The sequence below is a fragment of the Endozoicomonas sp. 8E genome (genome assembly GCF_032883915.1).
In the GTDB taxonomy this organism is placed as follows: domain Bacteria; phylum Pseudomonadota; class Gammaproteobacteria; order Pseudomonadales; family Endozoicomonadaceae; genus Endozoicomonas_A.
This window is the reverse complement of the sequence record NZ_CP120717.1, coordinates 1,640,667-1,662,921: the sequence shown is the minus strand read 5'-3', so window position 1 is coordinate 1,662,921 and position 22,255 is coordinate 1,640,667. Positions and strand designations below refer to the sequence as shown.

15 protein-coding genes are annotated in these 22,255 nt (G+C 45.7%); 6 read left to right on the top strand and 9 right to left on the bottom strand.

Annotation, left to right across the window (positions count from 1 at the left end):
- Positions 1–130 precede the first annotated feature (130 nt).
- The 6 genes from P6910_RS05995 to P6910_RS05970 form a co-directional block, all read right to left on the bottom strand.
- Complete coding sequence (locus P6910_RS05995; RefSeq protein WP_317145373.1) at positions 131–1,567, bottom strand: RING finger protein; 1,437 nt, start codon at positions 1,565–1,567, stop codon at positions 131–133.
- A gap of 153 nt (positions 1,568–1,720) precedes the next feature.
- A complete protein-coding gene (locus P6910_RS05990) occupies positions 1,721–3,154 on the bottom strand; it encodes an RING finger protein (protein ID WP_317145372.1) in 1,434 nt (477 codons plus the stop codon).
- 228 nt (positions 3,155–3,382) lie between these two features.
- Positions 3,383–4,822: an RING finger protein gene (locus tag P6910_RS05985; RefSeq protein ID WP_317145371.1), complete on the bottom strand. Its 1,440-nt coding sequence runs from the start codon at positions 4,820–4,822 to the stop codon at positions 3,383–3,385.
- Positions 4,823–5,050: 228 nt separating this feature from the next.
- On the bottom strand, positions 5,051–6,433 hold the full coding sequence (locus tag P6910_RS05980; RefSeq protein ID WP_317145370.1) for an RING finger protein: 1,383 nt from the start codon (positions 6,431–6,433) through the stop codon (positions 5,051–5,053).
- Positions 6,434–6,705: 272 nt separating this feature from the next.
- Positions 6,706–8,013 (bottom strand): HAMP domain-containing sensor histidine kinase, encoded by a 1,308-nt coding sequence (locus tag P6910_RS05975; RefSeq protein WP_317145369.1) that lies wholly within the window; start codon positions 8,011–8,013, stop codon positions 6,706–6,708.
- A gap of 25 nt (positions 8,014–8,038) precedes the next feature.
- The gene (locus P6910_RS05970; RefSeq protein ID WP_317145368.1) at positions 8,039–8,728 is read right to left on the bottom strand and encodes a response regulator transcription factor; all 690 of its coding nucleotides are present in this window, start codon (positions 8,726–8,728) and stop codon (positions 8,039–8,041) included.
- 96 nt (positions 8,729–8,824) lie between these two features.
- Between P6910_RS05970 and P6910_RS05965 the strand changes: the two genes are divergently transcribed.
- Together P6910_RS05965 and P6910_RS05960 are read left to right on the top strand one after the other, a co-directional pair.
- The gene (locus P6910_RS05965; protein ID WP_317145367.1) at positions 8,825–9,409 is read left to right on the top strand and encodes a heme-binding protein; all 585 of its coding nucleotides are present in this window, start codon (positions 8,825–8,827) and stop codon (positions 9,407–9,409) included.
- Between the two features lie 129 nt (positions 9,410–9,538).
- A complete protein-coding gene (locus P6910_RS05960; protein ID WP_317145366.1) occupies positions 9,539–11,707 on the top strand; it encodes a heavy metal translocating P-type ATPase in 2,169 nt (722 codons plus the stop codon).
- A 3-nt stretch (positions 11,708–11,710) separates the two neighbouring features.
- On the opposite strand, the gene P6910_RS05955 is transcribed toward P6910_RS05960, so the two are convergent.
- From P6910_RS05955 to wecB, 3 genes are read right to left on the bottom strand one after another with little or no spacing between them, the layout of a single operon-like run.
- Positions 11,711–14,227 (bottom strand): NfrA family protein, encoded by a 2,517-nt coding sequence (locus P6910_RS05955; RefSeq protein WP_317145365.1) that lies wholly within the window; start codon positions 14,225–14,227, stop codon positions 11,711–11,713.
- Entirely contained in the window at positions 14,227–16,419 is a 2,193-nt protein-coding gene (locus tag P6910_RS05950; RefSeq protein WP_317145364.1) for a glycosyl transferase family protein, read from the bottom strand. Before P6910_RS05950 ends, P6910_RS05955 begins: the two co-directional genes overlap by 1 nt.
- A gap of 2 nt (positions 16,420–16,421) precedes the next feature.
- Complete coding sequence (wecB, locus tag P6910_RS05945; RefSeq protein ID WP_317145363.1) at positions 16,422–17,486, bottom strand: non-hydrolyzing UDP-N-acetylglucosamine 2-epimerase; 1,065 nt, start codon at positions 17,484–17,486, stop codon at positions 16,422–16,424.
- Between the two features lie 876 nt (positions 17,487–18,362).
- On the opposite strand from wecB, the gene pstS reads away from it, so the two are divergent.
- From pstS to pstB, 4 genes are all read left to right on the top strand, one after another.
- Positions 18,363–19,412 (top strand): phosphate ABC transporter substrate-binding protein PstS, encoded by a 1,050-nt coding sequence (gene pstS / locus P6910_RS05940; protein ID WP_317145362.1) that lies wholly within the window; start codon positions 18,363–18,365, stop codon positions 19,410–19,412.
- Between the two features lie 96 nt (positions 19,413–19,508).
- A complete protein-coding gene (gene pstC, locus P6910_RS05935) occupies positions 19,509–20,420 on the top strand; it encodes a phosphate ABC transporter permease subunit PstC (protein WP_317145361.1) in 912 nt (303 codons plus the stop codon).
- Entirely contained in the window at positions 20,420–21,262 is an 843-nt protein-coding gene (gene pstA, locus P6910_RS05930) for a phosphate ABC transporter permease PstA (protein WP_317145360.1), read from the top strand. Before pstC ends, pstA begins: the two co-directional genes overlap by 1 nt.
- 92 nt (positions 21,263–21,354) lie before the next feature.
- Positions 21,355–22,104: a phosphate ABC transporter ATP-binding protein PstB gene (gene pstB, locus P6910_RS05925; RefSeq protein WP_410493918.1), complete on the top strand. Its 750-nt coding sequence runs from the start codon at positions 21,355–21,357 to the stop codon at positions 22,102–22,104.
- Positions 22,105–22,255 lie beyond the last annotated feature (151 nt).

The following is a 22,255-nucleotide window of genomic DNA, read 5'->3' as shown; positions in this document are numbered from 1 at the left end:
CTGCATTCGTTAAACGAGCCTCCTACTGTTAATGAGCTTTGTATAAGCATCCTTGGCAAATGTTTATATAGGCTATGAAGACCAATAGAAAAAGCCTCTCCGTTGCAACCGAAGAGGTGACAACCAATGCTCAATGAGAAGACATATCTAAAACCCTCTTATATGATTCCGATTTTACCCGACAATAGGGACAGCCGGTCTGCTCCAGTATAATTCGTTCAATACAAATCTGACACAGACCGGCGTGTTCACAACTTTCGAACTTCATCATTTCTTCCAGTGGCTTGAGACAAACTCCACACTTTTTGGTGACTCCACTAATCCCTCCAACGGCACCCGCTTCATTCGTTGCAGGCTGGCTTGCAAATTCCTGTCGTAGCTGGGCTATCAGTTCATTTTGTTGTTGAATAACGATTGACTGTTCCTGATCCTCAGAATCCGACTCTTCATCAGAACCCTCACTGTATGAACTTTCAGAATAATCCAATAGATAGTCCAGACTTTCGAACGAATATGCCTCCGATAATGCAGGTGTTGGGTGAATACCCACAATACTGTGTGTAAACTCTTGCATGCCCTCTTCGGTAAACATAGCCATAGGTATAGGGCACGAGTATCCAGAGTGGCAATGACTGGCTATATTGCTGTAGACAATGCTCAGAAACTCGCATGGCAAGCATCTTATCAGCAAGGTTTCCAGTGTCTCTTGCGATTCCAGTCCCGAACTACTGCGTTGGAAAGCGGCTGATGCCATTGCAGTTAAACCGATTAGAAGTGCTGTTTCTGCGTCCAATCCGGCTGTATTTAATTGATTGGCAAGGCTTTGCGGAGAATTATATTCATTGATATTTTCAGAAAGCAGTGCACTGTCGAATGCTTGATCGTAGCTTTGTCCGGTATATATGTTATGTAACATACAAAAGCTGGTATAAAGTTCATCCTTGTAAAAAAAGTGGAAACCAAGAAAAGCAAGGAACATCAGGGCCAGGTCGTTATTAACACAAACGTAATTGGGCTGAGGGGCATCCGGAACGAAATGAAAATAATTGAAACAAGGATTACTTTCACCATTTATGCTGGCAGTCGCAAACAATTGTTTAAAAAGGTTTCTTGCCGTTACATTAATTAGTCCTCTATCTTCCGGACTTTGCACATTGATCATATTTATATTCGTAGAGAATATGCGATGTATGAGTCTCAGCATTCTTTGAATACGAGCTTTTCGATATTGAGGATCACCCACGCCCACATAATTAAAATAAAAATTGTTCAGACGTGCAAAGTCCTGCTCAGTAACCTGGTAATTTTCACAGATTTCCAATCGCCCATCTCCTGATAGATCATCAGAAGCTAAATTAAGCCTGACAAAGCCAATGCGAATGTTTTCAAGTGGGCTTATGGCGGGTTGACCTTTGCAGTTTTGTTGTTTTTCTAAAGGTGGTTTACAGTTTGTCTTTTGATGATGACGAAATTCTTCCAGACCATAGGTGTCGTTAGCTAGCCCATGCTGATAAAAAAGCAACAACACTGAACACAAAAGCGTCTCTAAAGCACATGGTATAGTCATACTGTCACCGGCGTTCGTTAAAACAGCTGCACTACTGTTGTCGTACTACTATTAACGAGCTTTGCGTAAGCGTCCCAGGCACCTATTTTTATAGACCATGGTAACCAATAAAAAAAGCCGATCCGTTGCAACTGAAGAGGTGACAACCAATGTTTAATGAGAAGACATATCTAAAACTCTCTTGTATGATTCCGATTTTAACCGACAATAGGGGCAACCGGTCTGCTCCCGTATAATTCGCTCAATACAAATCTGGCACAAACCAGCGTGCTCACAACTTTCGAACTTGATCATTTCTTCCAGTGGCTTGAGGCAAGCTCCACATTTTTTAGTGACTCCTGTGACTCCTCCTGCTGCACCTGCCTCCTCCGTTGCAGACTGGTTTGCTAATTCCTGTCTTAGCTCGGCTATCAGTTCATTTTGTTGTTGAATAACTATTGACTGATCATGATCCTCAGAATCCGACTCCTCAACAGAAACCTCACTGCCTGAACTAGGATACTGATTCAGAAATTCGAGGCTTTCTAAGGAAGATGCCTCTGGTAATACAGGAGTGGGATCAATACCAACAATACTGTGTGTAAACTCTCGCATACCATACTCGGTGAACATAACCCCAAGTCTACAGCGCGTGCGTCGAGTGTGGCAATGGCTGGACATCTTGGTGTAAATAGTGCCCAGAAGCTCGTATGGCAAGCATCTTATCAACAAGGTTTCCAGTGTCTCTTGCGACTCCTGTCCTAAATACATGCGCTGAATAGCTGCTGTTGCCATTGCAGTTAAACCAATTAGAAGCGCTATTTCTGCGTCCAATTCAGCTGCAATTAGCTGATTGGCAAGACTTTGCGGAGAATTATATTCATTGATATTTTCAGAAAGCAATGCACGGTCGTATGCTTTGTCGTGGTTTTTTACAGTATATCTGTTATACAACACTGTAAAGCAGATATGAAGTTCGTCATAGGTAAGAAAGTGGGGACCAAGAAAAGCAAGAAATATCAGGACAAGTTCGTTATTAACACCGGCAGAATTGCACCGCTGTTCCGCCGGAGCTAAATAGAAATAATGGAAATAAAGATTAATACTGCCATTTATATAATCAGACAAAAACAATTGATCAAAAAGGCTTTTTGCCATTACATTGACTAACTCTTTCTCTGCCCGACTTTGATCATTGAACCTATTTATATTAATAGCGAATATACGATGTATTAGTCTCAGTATTCTTTGAATTCGAACTTTTCGACGTTGAGGGTTCCCCCTGTTCACATAATTAAAATAAAAGTTGTTCAGACGATTGAAGTCTTGCTCATCAACTTCGTAATCTTCACAGATTTCCACTCGCTCGTCTCCAGATACATCGTCAGAGACTAAATTAAGCCTGACAAAGCCAATGCGGATATTTTCAACTGGGCTCATGCCGAGCTGACCCGAGCACCTTTGTTGCTCTTTTGAAAGCTGCTTCCAGTTTTTTATTTGATGATGGCGAAATTTTTCAAGGCGATAAGTGTCGTTTGCCAGCCCCTGCTGATAAAAAAACAAAAACACTGAAAACAAAAGCGTCTTTAAGGCAAATGATATGGCCATATTTTCACCTGCATTCGTTAAAACAGCTGCACTGCTATTAATGATCTTTCTGTGATCTTCCTTAGCACATATTTATATAGGACATGGAAACCAATAGAAAAAGCTGATCCGGATATTGCCATTAACAGCAATTACCTGAAGCCTGGTCTCGGGTGTATCTCTATGGGAAGAAGAACGCTGATCCCACTAATCCGGAAGGAGAAGCATCAGACTGGCACTGTGCCACACTCAAGGAAAAGACATGTCAATAACCCTAATGTATGATGAGGGTCTTTCCCGACAAAAGGGACAACCCCTCTGTTCATCTATAATTCGCTCAGCACAATCTTTGCAAAAACCAGCGTGCCCACAACTTGCCAACAACATAGTATCTTCCACCGGGTTGCGACAAATTGGACATTTTTTGGTTTCTACCAGAGCTCCTCCAACTGCTCCAGCTTCCTCCCTTGCAGGCTGCCTTGCTGATTCCCGTCGCAATTCGGCTATGAGTTCATTTTGTTGTTGAATAACTATTGACTGATCCTGATACTCAGAATCCGACTCCTCAATAGAATCCTCACTGTCTGAATCCTCAGAATAAAAACTTAAGTAATGTAAAAACCTTAGATTGCTCAGACTTTCTGACGATGATGCAGGTGTGAGGTCAATACCCAAAATACTCTGTGTAAACTCCTGGATACCACTCACGGTCAACATAACCCTAGGTAGAAGGCGCGAGGGAGGGAGGCAATGGCGGGTTATATTTCTGTAGACAATGGGCAGAAGACCGGGTAATAAGTAACTTATCAACACGGTTTCCAGTGTATCTCGCGATTCCAGTTGTGTACACATGTACTGATAAGTTGATGATGCCATTGCACTTAAGCCGATTAGAAGTGCTGTTCCTGCGTCCAATTCAGCTCTATTTAATTGATTGGCAATGCCTTGCGGAGAATTATATTCATCGATATTTCTAGAAAGCAATCCACGGTTGAATGCTCGAACGTAGCTTTTTCCGGTATATTTTTTATTCAAGACGCCAAAATTGGTATTCAATTGCTCCATGGAAAGAAAGTGGGGACCAAGAAAAGCAAGAAGCATCAGGACCAGACCGTTATTAACTCCGAAATTATAGGGCCGATGTGACTCAGGAGTTGAATCAAAATAATTGAAATAAGGATTACTGCTGCCATTTATATTGGGAGACAAGAACATTTGTTCAAAAAGGCTTTTTGCCGCTATCTCGATTAGTTTTCTCTCTGCCCGGCTTTTTCCATTGGTAATATTTGTATTAATAGCGAATATACGTTTTATGAGTCTCAGCATTTTTTGAATGCGAACTTTTCGATACTGAGGATCACCCATGTTCACATAATCAAAATAAAGGTTTATCAGATTTCTAAAGTCTTGTTCAGCAACCTCGTATTTTTCACAAATTTCCAGTCGCTCATCGCCAGATAAATCGTCAGAGGCTAAATTAAGCCTGAGAAAGCCAACACGGATGTCTTCAAGAGGGTCCATGGCGGGTTGAGCTGTGTAGTTTTGTTGTTTTTCCGGAGACGGTTTCCAGTTTGTCTTTTGATACTGGCAAAACTCTTCAAGGCCATAGGTGTCGTTTGCCAGTCCCTGCTGATAAAAAAACAAAAATACTGAAAACAAAAACGTCTTTAAGTCACAGGGTATGACCATACTTTCACCGGTATTCGTTAAAACAACTGCGTTACTATTAACGAGCTCTGTTTGAGCGTCCCTGGCACATATTTATATAGGCCATGGAAGCCAATAGAAAAAGCTGATCCGGATATTATCATTGATACCGACCACCTCATGCCTGGCCTCAGGTCTATCCTGATGGGGAAAAGAGAGCTGATCCCACTAACTTCGAAGGAGAAACATCAGGCTGTCACTGTGCAGCATTCAGGGAAAAGACATGTCACGAATCTTAATATACGACAACGGTATATCCCGACAAAAGGGACACTTCCTCTGTTCATATACAAGTTGCTCAGCACAGTTCTTGCAAAAACCGGCGTGTCCACAGCGATTTAACACTATATTATCTGTCATTTGTCCGGTACAAAGTGGGCATTTTTTGGTTTCTCCTGAGACTCCTCCAACTGCACCTGCTTCCTCCGTTGCGGTTTGGTATGCTAATTCCCGTCGTAGTTGGGTTATCAGTTCATTTTGTTGTTGTATGACTATCGACTGATCCTGATGCTCAGAATTTGACTCCTCAACAAAATACTCACTGTCTGAACTCTCAGAACTGAAGTCAATGCCTACAAGACTGCGTGTAAACCTTTCGATGCCTGCCCCGGTAAACATAGCTCTGGGTGCCGGGCATGAGCTAACAGGGTGGCAATAGCTGACAATATTGCTGTGAAGAATGATCAGAAGATCGTCTTGCAAGTATTCTCGTAACACAGTTTCTAGTGTCTCTTGCAATTCCTTATCAAGATTCACGCACTGGAAAGCTGCTGATGCTATTGCAGTTAAACCGATTAGAAGTGCTGTTTCTGCGTCCAACTGGGCTGCAATTAATTGATTGGCAATGCTTTGCGGAGAATTATATTCATTGATATTTTCAGAAAGCAATGAACTGTCGAATGCTCGGCCGTAACTTTGTTTGGTATATCTGTTACCCAGCACTTTACAATAAGTATAAAAGTCATACGGGGAAAGAAAGTGGGGACCAAGAAAAGCAAGAAGCATCAGGACCAGACCATGATTAACACCGACATGACTGGACTGATGTGCCGCCGAACCTAAAAAGAAATAATGGAAATATGGATTACTTCTGCCATTTACTTTTACAGACAAAAACAATTGTTCAAAGAGACTTTTTGCCTTTGCTCCAACTCGCTGTTTATCAGCCGGGCTTTGTCCATTGGTCATATTTATATTCATAGCGAATATTCGCTGTATGAGTCTCAACACTCTTTGAATTCGAACTTTTCGACGTTGAGGATTACCCCTGTTCACATAATTAAAATAAAAGTTGTTCAAACGATTAAAGTCTTGCTCATCAACCTCGTAATCTTCACAGATTTCCAGTCGCCCATCTCCGGTTAAATCGTCAGAGGCTAAGTTAAGTCTGACAAAGCCAATGCGGATGTTTTCAAGTGGGCTCATGCCGGGTTGCCCCGTGCGCATTTGTTGCTCTTTTGAAAGTGGTTTCCAGTTTTTCATTTGGTAATTGCGAAATTTTTCAAGGCGATAAGTGTCGTTTGCCAGTCCCTGCTGATAAAAAAACAAAAGTACTAAAAAAAAAAGTGACTTTAAGGCATACAGCATGGTCATACTTTCACCTGCATTCGTTAAAAAAGCTGTACTACTTTCAACCAACTTTGTGAGTGCGTACTTGGCACATATTTATATAGGCGATTGTGGACAATAGAAAAAGCTGATCCGGATTCAGCCAAAGACTCGATTGCCAACCTTAAAAGTGTTTTTGACGCTGTTATCTGTTTTCGCACATGTTTGCACAAAAAACAGATTCTCTCTGGTGAAATCATCAGGCACAGCAGAGAACGCGGTCCAGCACAAGAGGCTTCTGGCTGGCTCCCCCCTGATCAAGCTGCTGGCAACAGGCAGTTAAACTCGGTCCCCTGCCCTTTTTTGCTTTCTACCTTGATCCTGCCATCGTGGGCCTCAATAATCGCTTTGACTAGAGACAGTCCAAGACCAAACCCCGGTGTTTTTCGACTGGTATCACCCCGATAAAGGCGATCGAAAATATGAGGCAGATCAGATGCGGCAATTCCACTGCCAGAATCCTTCACTGACACTCGCCACTCGTCGCCTTCTTGTCGGGCTGAAACCAGAATACTGCCCTCTTCCGGAGTAAATTTGAGGGCATTATCCAGAAGGTTGGCAAATACCTGTCGTAACCGGTTTGGACTGGCCAGGACATTCATGGCCTCAGGCAGCTCAAAGCTGAGGCGGATGCGCTTCTCTTCCGCCAGATATTCGTAGGGTTGAGCCGCTTCGGTAATCAGATCAGACAAATTGGCCCGGTTACGATCTCTGGCATCCAAATGCTGCTCCACTGCTGCCACATCCAGCAGACTGTTGACCATAGCCAACATTCTTTCGCTTTCTTCCAGGCAATCCATCAGGCTTTCTTTCAATACCCTGGGATCATTATTAATCATGGCTTTTTCTGCACTGAGTCGCATCCGGGTCAAAGGGGTTCTGAGATCATGGGCTGCCGCATTCAGAGTGTCTTCAAGACTCCGAATCAACTGATCAATCCGGCTCATCTGCTGATTAAAGAGCAGAGTTAGCTGGCCTAACTCACTGTTTCTGGATGACGACAGTGGAAGTTTATCCTGCAAGCCCTTTCTTTGCAGTGTTTTAACATGTTCCACCAGCTTGCGGATGGGTCTCAGCATCCGCTCATTCAGCCAGGCTACCAGAAGAATGCTGATGACCCAGAGTGCCAACAGCGTTACCAGCATAACATTGCGAAAGCTGGCCAGCTCTTCATAACGCAGTTTGCCGGAAAGACTCAGCACCAGTGTCTGATTGCCAATCAACTGCCTGGTGACCAAACTTCCATCACTCAAAGTTTCGGTCAAAGAGAACGGCAGATCGACACCCTCGTGAAAAAGTAACTCGCCATCATTGGCCCAAAGGCTGGCACTGTAGCCACTCAAACGCAAAAAATAACGATCACGCTCCAGCACTGACAGAATCTTTTTCTGACCATTGCTGTTGTATATGCGCTGCATATTGTTGTTGATTACTTTCAACAGCTGAGCATCCCGGCTGACTAATTCCTCTTCAAACAGGTGATAACTGACGGCTCCCAGACCGGAGGCAATCATCAGCATAATGAATCCAAACCAGAAAGTAAGTATTCGCTTGGTGGGTGTCATGACTCCTCTGTCACTACTGACTGATTTATTCACCGGCTCTGAGCACATAACCCATCCCCCTGATCGTGTGCAGCAGTTTTACGGATTCATCTTTATCAATCTTGCCTCTCAGCCGACAGACCAAAACATCAACAACATTGGTTTGTGGGTCGAACTGATAATCCCAGACATGCTCCATGATTTGTGTTCTGGAAATCACTCTCTCACGATTTCGAAGAAAGAACTCCAGCAGAACCATTTCTCGGGGTTGAAGGGAGAGTTTTTTATCCCCTCGCCAGGCCAGCTTTCGGGAAGGATCAAAACTGAGGCTGTGGAAACTCAGTTTCTCAGATAACACTGTCTGTGTCTGGGTAGACTGGTTTCGACGAAGCAGTACTTCTATCCGCGCCAAAAGCTCATTAAAAGAAAAGGGCTTGGTGAGATAGTCATCCCCACCGATTCGCAGACCAGAAACCTTGTCGTCTACTGCCTTTCGTGCACTGAGAAAAAGAATAGGAAAAGCGACACCCTGCCCTCTGAGTGTTTTCACCAGATCCAGACCGTTCATTCCCGGAAGCATAATATCCACAATGGCCAAATCAAAAGGCTCAACCACCACTTCATCCAGAGCTTCCTCTGCACTCTGGCACTGGGCAACGCCATAACCATGTTCTTTTAAGCCGTCACTGACAAAGGTGGATATAACTGAGTCGTCTTCTACCATCAGGATATTCAACAGGCTACTCCAAAATCCGGGGACATTATTAGTATTTTTCTCAGTGTCAAGAGTAACAGTAAACCGTGAGAAAAGAAGGAACCTTTCCAGCCTGTAATGTTCAGGCAAGGTCAGGGCAATGGTGGCTCACTAATCTACAAACAGGCGCTGAGACAACAGCAACACAGAAACAACAAGAAAAACATTGAGGAAACCACCATGAAAAAGAGCATTATCGCACTGGCCTTCATTGCTACCGGACTGGCTACTGGTGTGCAGGCAAAAACCACTGCTCTGCCAACCCTGACTGACGGAGCTGCTCTGGAGCTGGTCAACCAGGGTCTGCAATTCTGTCGCAAAGACGGTTACAACGTCAGTGTTGCTGTTGTTGACCGCACAGGTTCCCTGAAAGCCTTCGGACGTTCCGAGCTGGCTGGACCACACACTGTGGACAGTGCTCAGAAAAAAGCGTTCACCGCAGCCTCCATGGGTCAGCCTACTGCCAACCTGGCCAAACTGGTGACCGACAAGCCTTTCCTGCAAGGTCTGAAAGATATGGACTCACGCATGTTGCTGCTCGGTGGCGGTATGCCCATCAAGGTTGACGGACAGATTGTGGGTGGCATCGGAATTGGCGGTGCGCCAGGTGGTCACCTGGACCAGGCTTGCGCTGAGCAGGCAATCAAGGTAGCCCTCAAGTAAGCCCCTCCTGACGCTACTCATCAAAAATCCTGATGAGTAGCAAGCATGTTATCAAAAAACAGGTTGACTCTACTGAAATCAGGCATAACATATAAATATATTTTTATGTGTTTAAGGAAGGGTGCAGCCATGTCCACATGCACATCGACGAAAAGCTGCTGCTCAGTAGACAAAGTGGTCCAGCCCGCCACCGCCATTGGAGCGACTACTCGCTATAAATGGTCCGTGGGTGGGATGGACTGCGCCAGCTGTGCAACAAACATCGAAAAAGCACTGGCTGTCACCCCCGGCGTCAAGCAGGTCAGAGTCGCCTTCGCGACAGAACGCCTTGTGATTGACCTGGATCAGAAAGTCTCCCCCAAAAACATCGAGAAAACAGTAAAACAGCTCGGGTTTACCCTGAAAAGCACAGACCGTAAAGAAGCGGAGGAGCCTCTCTGGAAAGCCCATTCGACCTTCACCCTCCTCGCTGTAGTGATGACCCTGGCTGGAACCTTCATGTACTTTGACCCGGTATGGGGTTCATCGGGCTTTCTGGTAGCGACCACGCTGGGTGTTCTGCCTTTTGCCAGAAAAGCACTCATCCAGATTCGTAATGGCACCTGGTTCGGTATTGAAACCCTGATGACCCTGGCCGCATTAGGTGCCCTGATATTGGGTGAAACCGTTGAAGCAGGTTTGGTGCTGTTACTGTTTTCTCTGGGTGAACTGTTGGAAGGTTTTGCCGGAAGAAAAGCCAAAGCTGGCATTAAAAGCCTGATGCAACTCACGCCAGACACAGCCTGGAAAGTACAAGACGGTGAACGAATAGAAGTACCTGCATACTCTCTGGTGCCCGGTGAGCGGATTGAAGTGTTACCCGGCGATCGTTTACCGGTCGATGCCGTTCTTGATTCCAGTCACGGCTCTTTTGACGAGAGTGCGGTGACGGGCGAGTCCATTCCAGTGAACAGGAAAGCTAATGAAAAGATCATGGCGGGCTCCATGGTGGTCGATCAGCCTGTTCGATTAACAGTGGTATCAGAACCCGGTGAGAACGCCATTGATCGCATCGTTAACCTGATAGAAGAGGCGGAAGAACGCCGTGCACCGGTGGCCAGAATGGTCGATGCATTCAGTGCCTGGTACACACCACTGGTCATGGGGCTGGCAGCTCTGGTCATGATCATCCCTCCGCTGTTTAGCGGCGCGGACTGGACGCCCTGGGCCTACAAAGCCTTGACGCTGCTGTTGATTGCCTGCCCCTGTGCACTGGTCGTATCCATTCCAGCCGCAGTCACGTCGGCACTGGCTTCTGCGGCGCGCTTCGGTGCGCTGGTTAAAGGTGGCGCAGCTCTGGAACAACTGAGAAATATCAGAATGCTGGCTTTTGATAAAACCGGCACCCTGACTGAGGGTAAACCCAGGGTTACCCGGGTGGTAGGCATCAGCGAGCAGGAAGATAAAGTACTCTCTCTGGCAGGCTCTTTAGAAATGGGTTCCAGCCATCCTCTGGCTAACGCCATTATTGATGAAACCAAAAACAGGAATCTCAGGTTCTCAGAAGCGACAGACATCCGGGTTTTAACGGGTCGTGGGGTTCAGGGCACCGTCTCAGGACGAGACATAAAAGTAGTCGCTCCCCGTTATATTGATGAAAAGGATCTTGGTGAAAACAAATCCACCATCGAGTCCTTGGAATCAGAAGGCTACACGGTGGTGGTCGTTCAGGATGGAGAAGCCATTCTGGGTCTTATCAGCCTGGCCGACACACTGAGAGAAGACGCTGTTGAAGCGATCAGAAAGCTCAAAAATATCGGTATTGGCAGTATCATGCTAACCGGCGACAACCGACGTACAGCCGCCACTATTGCCGACAAACTGGGAATAGACTACCAAGCGGAGTTATCACCGGAAGACAAGGTGAAAGCCCTTCAGGCCATTCAGGCTCAAAATAATGGCGCTGTCGCCATGGTAGGCGATGGCATCAACGATGCACCCGCGCTGAAAACCGCTGAGTTGGGCATTGCCATGGGACGAGGCAGTGACGTGGCCCTGGAAACAGCGGATGCCGCCCTCACCCACGAGCGGCTGTTAGAACTGCCTCGTATGATTCAGTTGTCAAAGAAAACAGCAAGTATTACCCGTCAGAATATTGCCCTGGCACTGGGCGTAAATACCCTGTTTCTGTTGACTACCCTGTTTGGTATGACGGGGTTGATGGCCGCTGTGCTTTCGGATGCGGGTGGTACGGTTTTGGTGACTTTGAATGCTCTGAGGCTTATGAGAAAAGAATGCGTACAGGTCAAGGTTCTCTAATATTCAGCGTTGCCAGGAGAACCTTAACAACAGGCTGTTATCACCTGAGCGAGCATAATCACTTGCCAGAGATAGCTGCCATTCGATATTAACTTCCAGTTGATTCAGAAAGCCTGCATAAGCATCCTGCTGCCACTCAGATAGCCATCCGACACCAAAACCTGTTCGCATATCATAACGACTGCCTGTATCGTACAACGAATAATCACTGAGATCTCCCTGCAGCAGTCCGTAAGTGCGCCAGCGCTGCCGTTGGACATGTGAAATTACTCCCATAGGTCCAGCCTCATAACGAACATACAATGCATAATCATTATCATTAAGGTAATAAGTGGCATCCGTATACAGTGATTGAGTCCACCACTGCTCTTTATCTAATCGCCAAGCCTTTTGATAATCACTATCAGCAATTAAATCAGCCGATGCTCTGAGGTAGGAACGAAACTTTCTATCATTATTTAGACCCTGACGTAAACCAACCCTAAGAAAAACATTACGCTGGTGAATCAAACGCCACTTACCACCAAAGTCGAGTTCATTGTTCTCAAATGGTTTGTCATCACCACCTGATAATAAGTTAAAGTAGATGTTTTCTGGCGTCAGAAAGTTTTTACTTTGGAAGGAATAACCTGTTTCCATCAGAGTAAAGTATTTACTGGTACTTCCTATTATTTGAGGAGTATTGCTGCGAATATTATGACCTATCCAGCCACTGATACCAAAATACGCACCATAGTGAGCGTTTCGATAGCTGTCCTGAGCATACAAAAGCTCTTGCTCTGTGGGCGGAACCAAGTCAATGGCTGTCTTAATACTTTCTCTTGTCTCTTTAGGATTACCATTCCTTTCGTGGATCATGGCTATTTGTAGCGGTATCCGAAAGTCAGTCTGGTAAACAGGATATTCACGGGCCAGTTTAAATAATTTTAAAGCCTCTGCAGGAGAGTCTTTTTCTAGTAAATAGGCCAGTTGTAAAAGAAGCCGTGGCTCAGCGGCCTCCTTGGTAAGCCTACATTGTCCCAACGCAAAGCAGTCTTCTGATGCCATTCTACTATCTGGAATTTGCATACCCAGAGCTTTCAAATATTCAGTGTCTACCAGTAGGGGATAGGTCCGATAAAGGTCCAGCAAACTTGTAGCTAGCGTCTGGTGCTTTAATAGCTCTGACGGACTTATAGAAGCGGTTATCATTTTAACTGCAATCTCAGCCTGACTATCAAGCCTCATGAGATAGCTGGCTGTTCCGAGTGCTGCAAAGTCATTTTGCGTTTGATAAAGGGTATACCAGTTTTTTGCAGCCTCTCTGTACTGCCCAAGAGCCTGTTGCGAAATGGCCCGAAATCGGGTTCGCTCGAGATCGTCCGGCAACTGGGTGCTAATTTTTAGCAGCTGTTCATAGTTCTCTTCAATCAAATAACGATTTGCCAATATTTGCGCTTGTTTTGCTCTGAGTTCCTTATCTTCAGTTCTCGCAGAAGCAATAATATTGGTCGAGGCTATACTTTCGGCATAATTTAGCCATTGATCTGAAATGTTGCCCTTTTCACATTGGTTTAATTTTTTGACTGCCTCAGACGTCATATCTGCTTTTATTAGCAGATCAATTTGCCGGATGCAGGGAAGTTGCAAACTGTTTGCTACCATGACTGCTTCGGTCCAGTTTTGCTCCTTTTCATAGATATCCAGTTTGGCCTTGCTTTCTTTACTGCCCGAAAAATTATATTTCTCTAACCAATCTAAAGCCCTCAGAGCTTGATCATCATCTTCCCGATCATAAGAGCTATAAAGTAACTGCTTCACAATCAAAGAAGATGATGCCGGACGGCCGATCTGTGCAACCTGCTGCCAGGCACTCTGAGCATCATTGAGATGAACAAAAGCCTGTCCTGACTGGATAGCTTCTTCTTCGGTCAGGGAGCGCATACTTGCAAGGGTTTGATAATCTTTAATAGCTTGCTCCCATTGCTGATCATCAAAAGCCCATTGTGCGGTAGAGCTAAGGATCAATTTATCTTGAGGCAAAGAGCCTGCAATACTCAAAGCGTGCTTCAGACCAAAGTGTTTTTTAATCAGGTACAAAGTATTGGTCGAAGAAACCTGATCATAGTGGTATTTTCCTGAGTCTATAGATTGTCGAAATGTCTCTAGTGCTTCATTCTGCCCTGTCTGCAACCAAAGATCCCATAATCTTGTCTCTATTTCATTATTAGCAGAATCCAGTACTAAAAGATGTTGCAGAGCATCATCAAAGCGTTCAGCAGCCATCAAGTAGCGTACTTCCTGAAGTGCAAATGCTGTATGATCCGGCGCTAAATGCTGAGCTTTAATTATTTCATCAATTGCCTGCTGCCAGTGTTCAGCCTCTGCATACCGAAAAGCTTTATCCACATAGGGAAAAGTCTGGAATTGTTCTTGTTCAGATAGCCCTGAGAATAGCTCTGAACTCATTGTGTTTGCTGCCAAGGCAACTGAATGCAAGGCGAAAAATAGCCATAATACTTTGCTACGTAATACAGACATTATACCGCCACTTTTTCAGCATTAATCAGTTGGGCAAATGGCAATTGAAGTTTTTTCTGGTAAGCATAGGCGTCTTCGATCTGGTTTTTATTAACTACTCCTTCCGCCTGAAGAAACTCTCCAAAGCGAAGATTGGAATTAAACATATAGGTATGTCGAACCTGATCTAACACGGCTGGTTCTAAGTATCCAAGGGCTATGAGACATTCACCAAGTGACTTTTGACGTATGTAGTACCGATCTCTTATTCGCTTAAGCTGTGCAGAGCTGATATTTCCAGCACTCGCCTCATATTGAAGGAGTGGTTCCGGATTCTCTTGAGTGACACCTAAATACCAGAGGCGCAAACCAACGATAACCATCCCCTGTGGAATCATATGGCATTCAATACGACACTTGATTTTTCTGGATATAGCTTCCCGAGTCATGGATCTAATTGGACTATTGCAACCTAAAATCAATAGGTCGTCATTACCTCCAACGGGAATTATCTGATACTTTAAAGCTATATCTGCGGGCAGTCGCTGAATCAGTTTTGGAGAAAGCTTAAAGGGATCACAATCTGTAAAACTCAAGCGGCATTGGAGGGCAAGAGCTTCAGATAAATCTTCATTACTGACACTTCCATTTTCTACTAACCATTCACCAAGGCGCATTTTTTCAGTGCCTGAACGCAGTGCTTGTTTCAAAGAGGTCTCCGACAACCGCCCCTTCCTTACCAGTAGCTCGCCTATATATTCGCGCTGGGGAGGGGGTTCTGCCGGAAACTCGTGATCGGTTTTATCCCAGGCTACACCAGCCGAGCTTCCAGCCTGACTCAACAACCAGATGGCCCGAATTGTTGCTGAAAAATTGATGATATTTGCCCAGATCATTCGGGGCAAAGATAGTATCCCCTGGAAAAGCCCGTAAAAGCGGGTAACAAAATAACAGCGGTGAACTGCACGGCTTGTCAGAAAGAAAAAATTAGCAGTAACGAGGAAGTTAACGGTAGCACTATTGCCAAGAACCGATAAAAATCGGTAGTGATCAGCAACAAAGTATTGATAAATATTGACGGCTATTAATTGAACTAATATCAACATGGCAAAAAGATTAACGAAATGCCCTATCAATCCTCTCCGATCACGGTAAATAAAATAGTTTTGTGCAAAGGAACTGGTCCATTTCAGAGAGCTCATCCCCTGAAATACAATGCCCACAATCCACCTACTCTTTTGCCGAATCGCTGAGGTAAATGAGTCCGGGAAATATTCTTCAACACACACAGTAGCCTGCGTCTTTTGTTTTGCACCTGTTTTTTGCTTTATTTTTTTCTTCAGCTCCGGTGTTAAGGCAGAAAAACGAACAAATATCTCTTTTAACCCTTTTTTCTTCAGCTGGAACCCTATTTCGTAATCTTCGGTTAAGGAACGAGTGTTAAATGCCTTGCCATCACTGTCATTGAGAAGTGCGCTGATCGCTTTGCGACTAAAGCAGGTTCCTACTCCAGCACTGGGGACCTGTCCAGCAATTGCTTCACGCATCACTACATCTTTACCGTGAGCTTCGGAAAATTCATCAAGATAGTGACCACGGGTTAGTTTGTACCATTTGTCGGCAAGAGGATAAACGGGCAACTGAATCAGGTCCTTTCTTGGCAAAAGGTAATTAAATAGTCTTAGCTCTGCTGGTGAAAGACTGTCTTCAGCATCATGCAGGATATAGCCGGCAAACTTGAACTTTGCTCGATTTTCGAAACTTTGAATGGCGTAAATTATGTTATTCAGGCAATCTGCTTTGCTGGTTGGTCCAGGCAACTTGCAAACCACCTTATGAATATGTGGATGGTTGGCGCAGGCAGCATCAACGTCCCTTTGCGTCTCGGGGTCGTTCGGATAAGTTCCGATAAAAATATGATAGTTCTCGTAATCCAGTCTGGCAGCTGCCTGATCTGCCATCGTGTTAATGACTCCTGCTTCCTGCCAGGCAGGAACCATTATCGCCAAAGGTTTTTCATTAACTGAATAAAGATCATCCAAAATCAACCTTGGATGCTTTCGATAAACTCGAAATTTTCGATACAGTTTCCTGATCCAGTATGCTCCATCAATGAACAGATCATCAAGCCCGAAGATAAACAGAAAAACCATTAAAATAAATGCTATTTCACGAAGAGTGAATAAATAGGCTGTAAAAAAATCAAACGACATAACTACATTAAATTCTGCAAATCACTAACGATTCGACGAGATGCACTACCGTCACCATAAGGGTTTGTAATCGTTTTTGTTATGTTCAGCATATTAATAGCCGACATCACTATCCGGGATATGTTGCTGGCTCCTGATAAACTAGCCACACCTGCATTTACGGCCTCGGGACGCTCAGTAGTTTCTCTCAAAACGACAACAGGCACACCATAAGTAGGAGCTTCCTCCTGAATACCTCCAGAGTCTGTAAGGACTAACTTGGATGTCGCAAGGGTGCATTGTAACTCTGGATAGCTGAGGGACTTTACCAGTGAAATCTGTTTATGATTTGACAGGTATGAACAAATTTTTTGAGTTAAATCCGGGTTGGGATGTAATACGACCGTCGCATTATAGTCTTTGAATTCAGATAAAATGTGCCTTAGGGCAATGCATATTGTCTCAATCTTATCCCAGTTTTCTCGTCGGTGAACAGTGACTAGAATATTGTTATTGATGTTAGTTGGAGGCGATGGGACAAAATATTTCTGGGCGTCAATAACAGTATTTCCGGTGACAACGATATCTCTATTATGCTTTCCTTCGTGGAGCAAGTTCTGACGAGCGTGTTCACTGGGAGCATAATGGCGATTAGCCATGACAGCAACAACTTTTCTGTTGGCCTCTTCAGGAAAAGGGTGATCCATACTCCCGGAACGTAAGCCGGCCTCTACATGGCCTATTAATGGTATTTTATTGAGAAACGCAGTGAGTGTTCCTGCCATGGTGGTGAGGGTGTCGCCATGCGTCAATACCACTTTTGGCAAGAATTGGTTCAACTCATCATTAACTTGCTGAATCAGACCGGATAAAAGGCTAGATAAGTTGCTGGCAGGAGGGCGAGACAGCATTTGGTTCGGAACAATTTTGAAATACTCAAATGCTTGCTCTGCAAGTTCTCGATGCTGACCGCTGTGACACCACCTGACCAAAATATTCTGATTTTTTAACTCCTGATAAACAGGTGCCATTTTTATAATCTCAGGGCGGGTGCCTGTAACAATGGTAACGTCAGTGTGAGTTTGCATTTGTTTGTTTAATTTAATATTTTCCGAACTTAACCACCTCTAATAATGATATTTACCTGACCCAGATCATTGCAACCTTCATCACGCTGACAAGATGACAGACTCAGTTAAGCAAAGCAAAAAGGCACAAATTTCAAAAAATAGAAACAGCTTGAGTTGAGGGCAGTATATCAAATTATGGAATGACATTTATCTGACCCAGATCATTGCAATTCTCATCTCTCTTTATCATATTGACAAGACTGCTGTCCATTTCAACAAAATAAAAAAGTGCAAATATCAAAAAATAGAAACAGCTTGATATGAGGCCAGTATATCAACTAAAGAACATATCAGGCCCAATGAAATTTTGAATACACCCATCGCCTTTGAAGATACTGAGATACTGACTACTCTTGCTCACAACGATCACTTACTATTTGCAAGCTTATGGGCATCGCTCGTTTACCTGCTGGCCACACATACAAATCCAGTAGCTATAGAAGGACTTTAGAACACTGTAAAATCAAACTCTGTTGTCAGAAAAGCACAGCGCCAATCCACTATGAGACTGAAAAAACACCTACTAATCTCAGAGATACTGCCCTAAAAGTGGCCTGATTTACCGTAAATTTAAATTTTTCGAGTGTATAAAACCTTATTCGCAAGCCTCCTGCCCTGCAGATCAGGCTCTCTGGATTAAGAAACCACCATTGTCATGAAACCCAAACAAACCTGTAACATTACTGAAATATTCCCCCTTTATTCTTGCACCCATCAAATTTTGAGGTAACAGAAAAATATTTTGCACAACCCACTGACAGATAACGGCGCGGCAGAAGATTTTTCTTAATAAACGCAAGTACACTCCAAGCGAGTTTCTCGGGGAGAATAGAAGTGAAGTTACTGAAGTCTATTGTAATGTCCTCCATGCTGGCTGCAGCGTCCTTCTCTGCATCTGCGAAGACAGAAGTTATCAACGGTGCGGGAGCCAGTTTCCCTCATCCGATCTATGCCAAATGGGCTGAGGAATACCAGAAAGAAACCGGTATTCGCATCAACTATCAGGCCATCGGTTCCGGCGGTGGTATCCGTCAGATCACGGCCAAGACCGTTGATTTTGGCGCCAGCGACGCACCTCTGAATGAAGAGCGACTGGATAAAGAAGAGATGATCCAGTTCCCAATGGTGATGGGCGCTATTGTTCCAGTAATTAACGTTCCCGGCATTGAGCCAGGTGCTCTGAAGCTGACCGGTGAAGTTCTGGCAGACATCTACCTGGGTAAAATCAAGAAGTGGAATGATGAGCGCATCACTGCTCTGAACCCGGATCTTGAGATTCCTGCCCAGGCTATCTATGTCGTTCATCGTTCCGATGGTTCTGGTACCACCTACAACTTCACTGACTATCTGAGCCAGATCAGCCCGGAGTGGAGTGAGAATATCGGCAGAAACACCGACATCACCTGGCCCAAAGCAGCGACCACTATCGGTGGTAATGGTAACGCTGGTGTCGCCAACTTCGTAGGCCGTACCCGTGGTGCTATCGGTTATGTAGAATATGCCTTTGCAAAACAAAACGACCTGACCTACACCCAGCTGGCCAGCGCTGATGGCAAGTTCCTGAAGCCAAGCATGGAGACTTTCCAGGCTGCCGCTGCCAATGCCGACTGGCAGAACGCTCCAGGGTTCGAATTGTTGCTGAACAACCAGCCTGGTGCTGACTCCTGGCCTATGACAGCAGCGACCTTTATCCTAATGCATAAAGATCAGGCTGACGCCGAGAAAGCTGAGCAGATCATCGACTTCTTCGAGTGGAGCTACGAGAATGGCGGTGAACTCGCAGAAGGTCTGGACTACATCCCAATGCCTGAAAGCGTAGTTAACATGGTAGAGAATGTCTGGAAAGAAGACTTGACCAGCAACGGACAAACCATTATCAAGTAACCGGTTATTCTAGCCTTTCTTAAACAGGAAACGAACGACAGCTGATCAGCATAGTGCTGGTCAGCTGTCTTGTTGTTGCTTATGCTTTTAACTGCGATGCCTAGCGCTATAAAGGGTGACTCAATCTTCTACAGACTGAGCTTCACCAGCGCCATTCTGATTTTTCTGGTGTTGATCGGGATTATCCTTTCCCTGATTGACGGCGGTTGGCTGGCTCTCTCCGAGTTTGGCCCCGGCTTTGTATTTCGTAATGTCTGGGACCCGGTAAACAGTGAGTTTGGTGCCGCCTCAGCCATTTACGGCACTCTGGTTTCTTCGCTTATCGCCATTGTGATTGCCATTCCTGTCGGTCTTGGAACGGCGGTCTTCCTGGCCGAGCTGGCCCCCGACTGGATCAGCCGCCCCGTGAGCATGGCCATTGAGCTGCTGGCCGCAGTACCCAGTATTATTTACGGTATGTGGGGCCTGTTTGTCTTCGCGCCCTGGTTCTCGGAAGGTTTTCAATTCTGGGCACTGGAAAATCTGGTAGGTCTGCCTCTGATCGGCCACTGGTTTGACGGCCCCCCCATCGGCATCGGCCTGCTGACGGCGGGCATCATTCTGTCATTCATGATTTTGCCCATTATTACGGCTCTGACCCGTGACGCCCTGAAAACCATCCCCAATGTGGTCAGAGAAGCGGCATACGGTGTTGGCGCTACGCCCTACGAAGTTATTACCCGAGTACTGCTGCCAAGTATCAAGAATGCAGCAGTGGGGGCTGGAATCCTCGGCCTGGGTCGTGCTCTGGGCGAAACCATGGCGGTTGCCTTTGTAATAGGCGGCGCCAACCGTATAGAGACTTCGCTGTTCATGCCCGCGAGCTCTATTTCTTCCACGATAGCCCAACAGTTCAACGAAGCGACTAATGAGATGCACATCTCGGCTCTGATCAGTCTGGGCCTTGTACTGTTTGTACTGACATTTATTGTGATGGGCGCTGCCCGTCTGCTGTTGAGGAAGCGATAATGCCAGTCAGGAAACTCAAAAACTACGCGTTCATGGGCTTCTGCACCTTCTGTGCACTGTTTGGCCTGATGGTTCTGGCCAGCGTACTGTATAGCCTGATCGGAAAAGGTATTTCCGGCATGGGACTCCATGTTTTCACCGAACTGACTCCGGGACCCGGCAGCCATGGTGGCCTGAAAAATGCCATTGTCGGCAGTTTGATTCTAACCGCTCTCGGTATTCTCATCGCTGCACCTCTGGGTGTCCTGGCCGGAACCTGGCTATCTGAATCTGACAAGAGTTCTAAAATTGCTGAAGCACTGCGCTTTCTCAACGGTATGTTGATGAGTGCACCTTCTATTTTGGTGGGCCTGTTTGTCTACAAGGTTGTGGTGGTCACCACCGGCTCCTTTTCTGGTTGGGCAGGCGCCATTGCACTGGCTATTCTGGCACTGCCCATTATCGTCAGCACCACGGAGGAAATGCTGCGTCTGGTTCCAACCACTCTGAAAGAAGCGGGTAGTGGTCTGGGCGCCCCACGCTGGCGAGTCATTACCCAGCTATGTTATCGGGCAGCCGGCCCCGGTATTGTTACCGGTATTCTGTTGTCTGTCGCGCGGATTACCGGTGAGACAGCGCCCCTGTTGTTTACCGCCCTGAACAGTAACTTCATGAGCACCGATCTGGACAAGCCCATGGCTAACCTGCCGGTGACCATTTATCAGTACGCCATGAGCCCCTTTGAATCCTGGAATGAACTGGCCTGGGCCGGCGCACTGCTGATTACCGTATTTATTCTGATTATCAATATTCTGTCCACTGCTTTACCGCGTTGGATCAAAGCTCGAAAGGCAGCCAAATGAACATGAACATTGCTACTGCTCCTGCGGCTACAGAAAGCCTGAGTCAAATCAAGACAGAAACCGGTCTGGCCGATGATATTCTGCAACCCAGAATGGAAGTAAAAGACCTCAGTTTCTTTTACAGCAAAGGTTCTGAGCCAGCCCTGAAGAACATCAACATGCCGATTTACAACAACAAGGTAACGGCTCTGATTGGCCCTTCCGGCTGTGGTAAATCCACCCTGCTGCGCACCATGAATCGCATCTTCGACCTGTATGGCAGCCAGTCGGCTGAGGGTGAGATTCTGCTGGATAACGAAAATATCCTGCAACGTGGTGTGGACCTGAATGAATTGCGCTCCAAAGTCGGTATGGTTTTCCAGAAGCCCACGCCTTTCCCGATGTCCATTTACGACAACATCACTTTCGGTCTGAAGATGAAAGGCGGACTGAGCAAGCCAGAAATGGCCATTCGTGTCAGAAAGGCCCTGAAGCGTGCTCATCTGTGGAAAGAAGTGAAAGACAAGCTGAATGCTGATGCCAGCAGCCTCTCCGGTGGTCAGCAGCAGCGTCTGTGCATTGCCCGTACCATTGCCCTGGAGCCTGAAGTTATCCTGATGGACGAACCCACTTCGGCTCTCGACCCACTGGCCACCAGCGCCATTGAAGAGCTGATTACTGAACTGCGTCAGAAGTACACCATTGTGATCGTGACTCACAACATGCAACAGGCCATGCGTATCTCTGATTACACCGGCTTTATGTATCTGGGTGAGCTGGTTGAGTTTGACGAAACCAGCAAGATCTTCAACGAAGCTGAAAATCAGAAGACCCGTGACTACATCGCGGGTGACTTTGGTTGAGCATTATCCTCTGACCGTGGAGCCTTTCGGCTCCACATTTTCTTTTACAGAACTCTCAGCTTCAGTGAAAGAAACTTTTCCATGGAAAACCATAATCCATGGGTTCCCACACTGGTGCATGGGAACCAGAGTTAAGTCGTATTATGGCGCG

Coding starts and splice junctions, on each gene's coding strand:
- P6910_RS05995 (WP_317145373.1), bottom strand. CDS start 1,567: ATGACTATACCATGTGCTTTAGAGACGCTTTTGTGTTCAGTGTTGTTG.
- P6910_RS05990 (WP_317145372.1), bottom strand. CDS start 3,154: ATGGCCATATCATTTGCCTTAAAGACGCTTTTGTTTTCAGTGTTTTTG.
- P6910_RS05985 (WP_317145371.1), bottom strand. CDS start 4,822: ATGGTCATACCCTGTGACTTAAAGACGTTTTTGTTTTCAGTATTTTTG.
- P6910_RS05980 (WP_317145370.1), bottom strand. CDS start 6,433: ATGACCATGCTGTATGCCTTAAAGTCACTTTTTTTTTTAGTACTTTTG.
- P6910_RS05975 (WP_317145369.1), bottom strand. CDS start 8,013: ATGACACCCACCAAGCGAATACTTACTTTCTGGTTTGGATTCATTATG.
- P6910_RS05965 (WP_317145367.1), top strand. CDS start 8,825: ATGTTCAGGCAAGGTCAGGGCAATGGTGGCTCACTAATCTACAAACAG.
- P6910_RS05960 (WP_317145366.1), top strand. CDS start 9,539: ATGTCCACATGCACATCGACGAAAAGCTGCTGCTCAGTAGACAAAGTG.
- P6910_RS05955 (WP_317145365.1), bottom strand. CDS start 14,227: ATGTCTGTATTACGTAGCAAAGTATTATGGCTATTTTTCGCCTTGCAT.
- P6910_RS05950 (WP_317145364.1), bottom strand. CDS start 16,419: ATGTCGTTTGATTTTTTTACAGCCTATTTATTCACTCTTCGTGAAATA.
- wecB (WP_317145363.1), bottom strand. CDS start 17,486: ATGCAAACTCACACTGACGTTACCATTGTTACAGGCACCCGCCCTGAG.
- pstC (WP_317145361.1), top strand. CDS start 19,509: ATGCCTAGCGCTATAAAGGGTGACTCAATCTTCTACAGACTGAGCTTC.
- pstA (WP_317145360.1), top strand. CDS start 20,420: ATGCCAGTCAGGAAACTCAAAAACTACGCGTTCATGGGCTTCTGCACC.
- pstB (WP_410493918.1), top strand. CDS start 21,355: ATGGAAGTAAAAGACCTCAGTTTCTTTTACAGCAAAGGTTCTGAGCCA.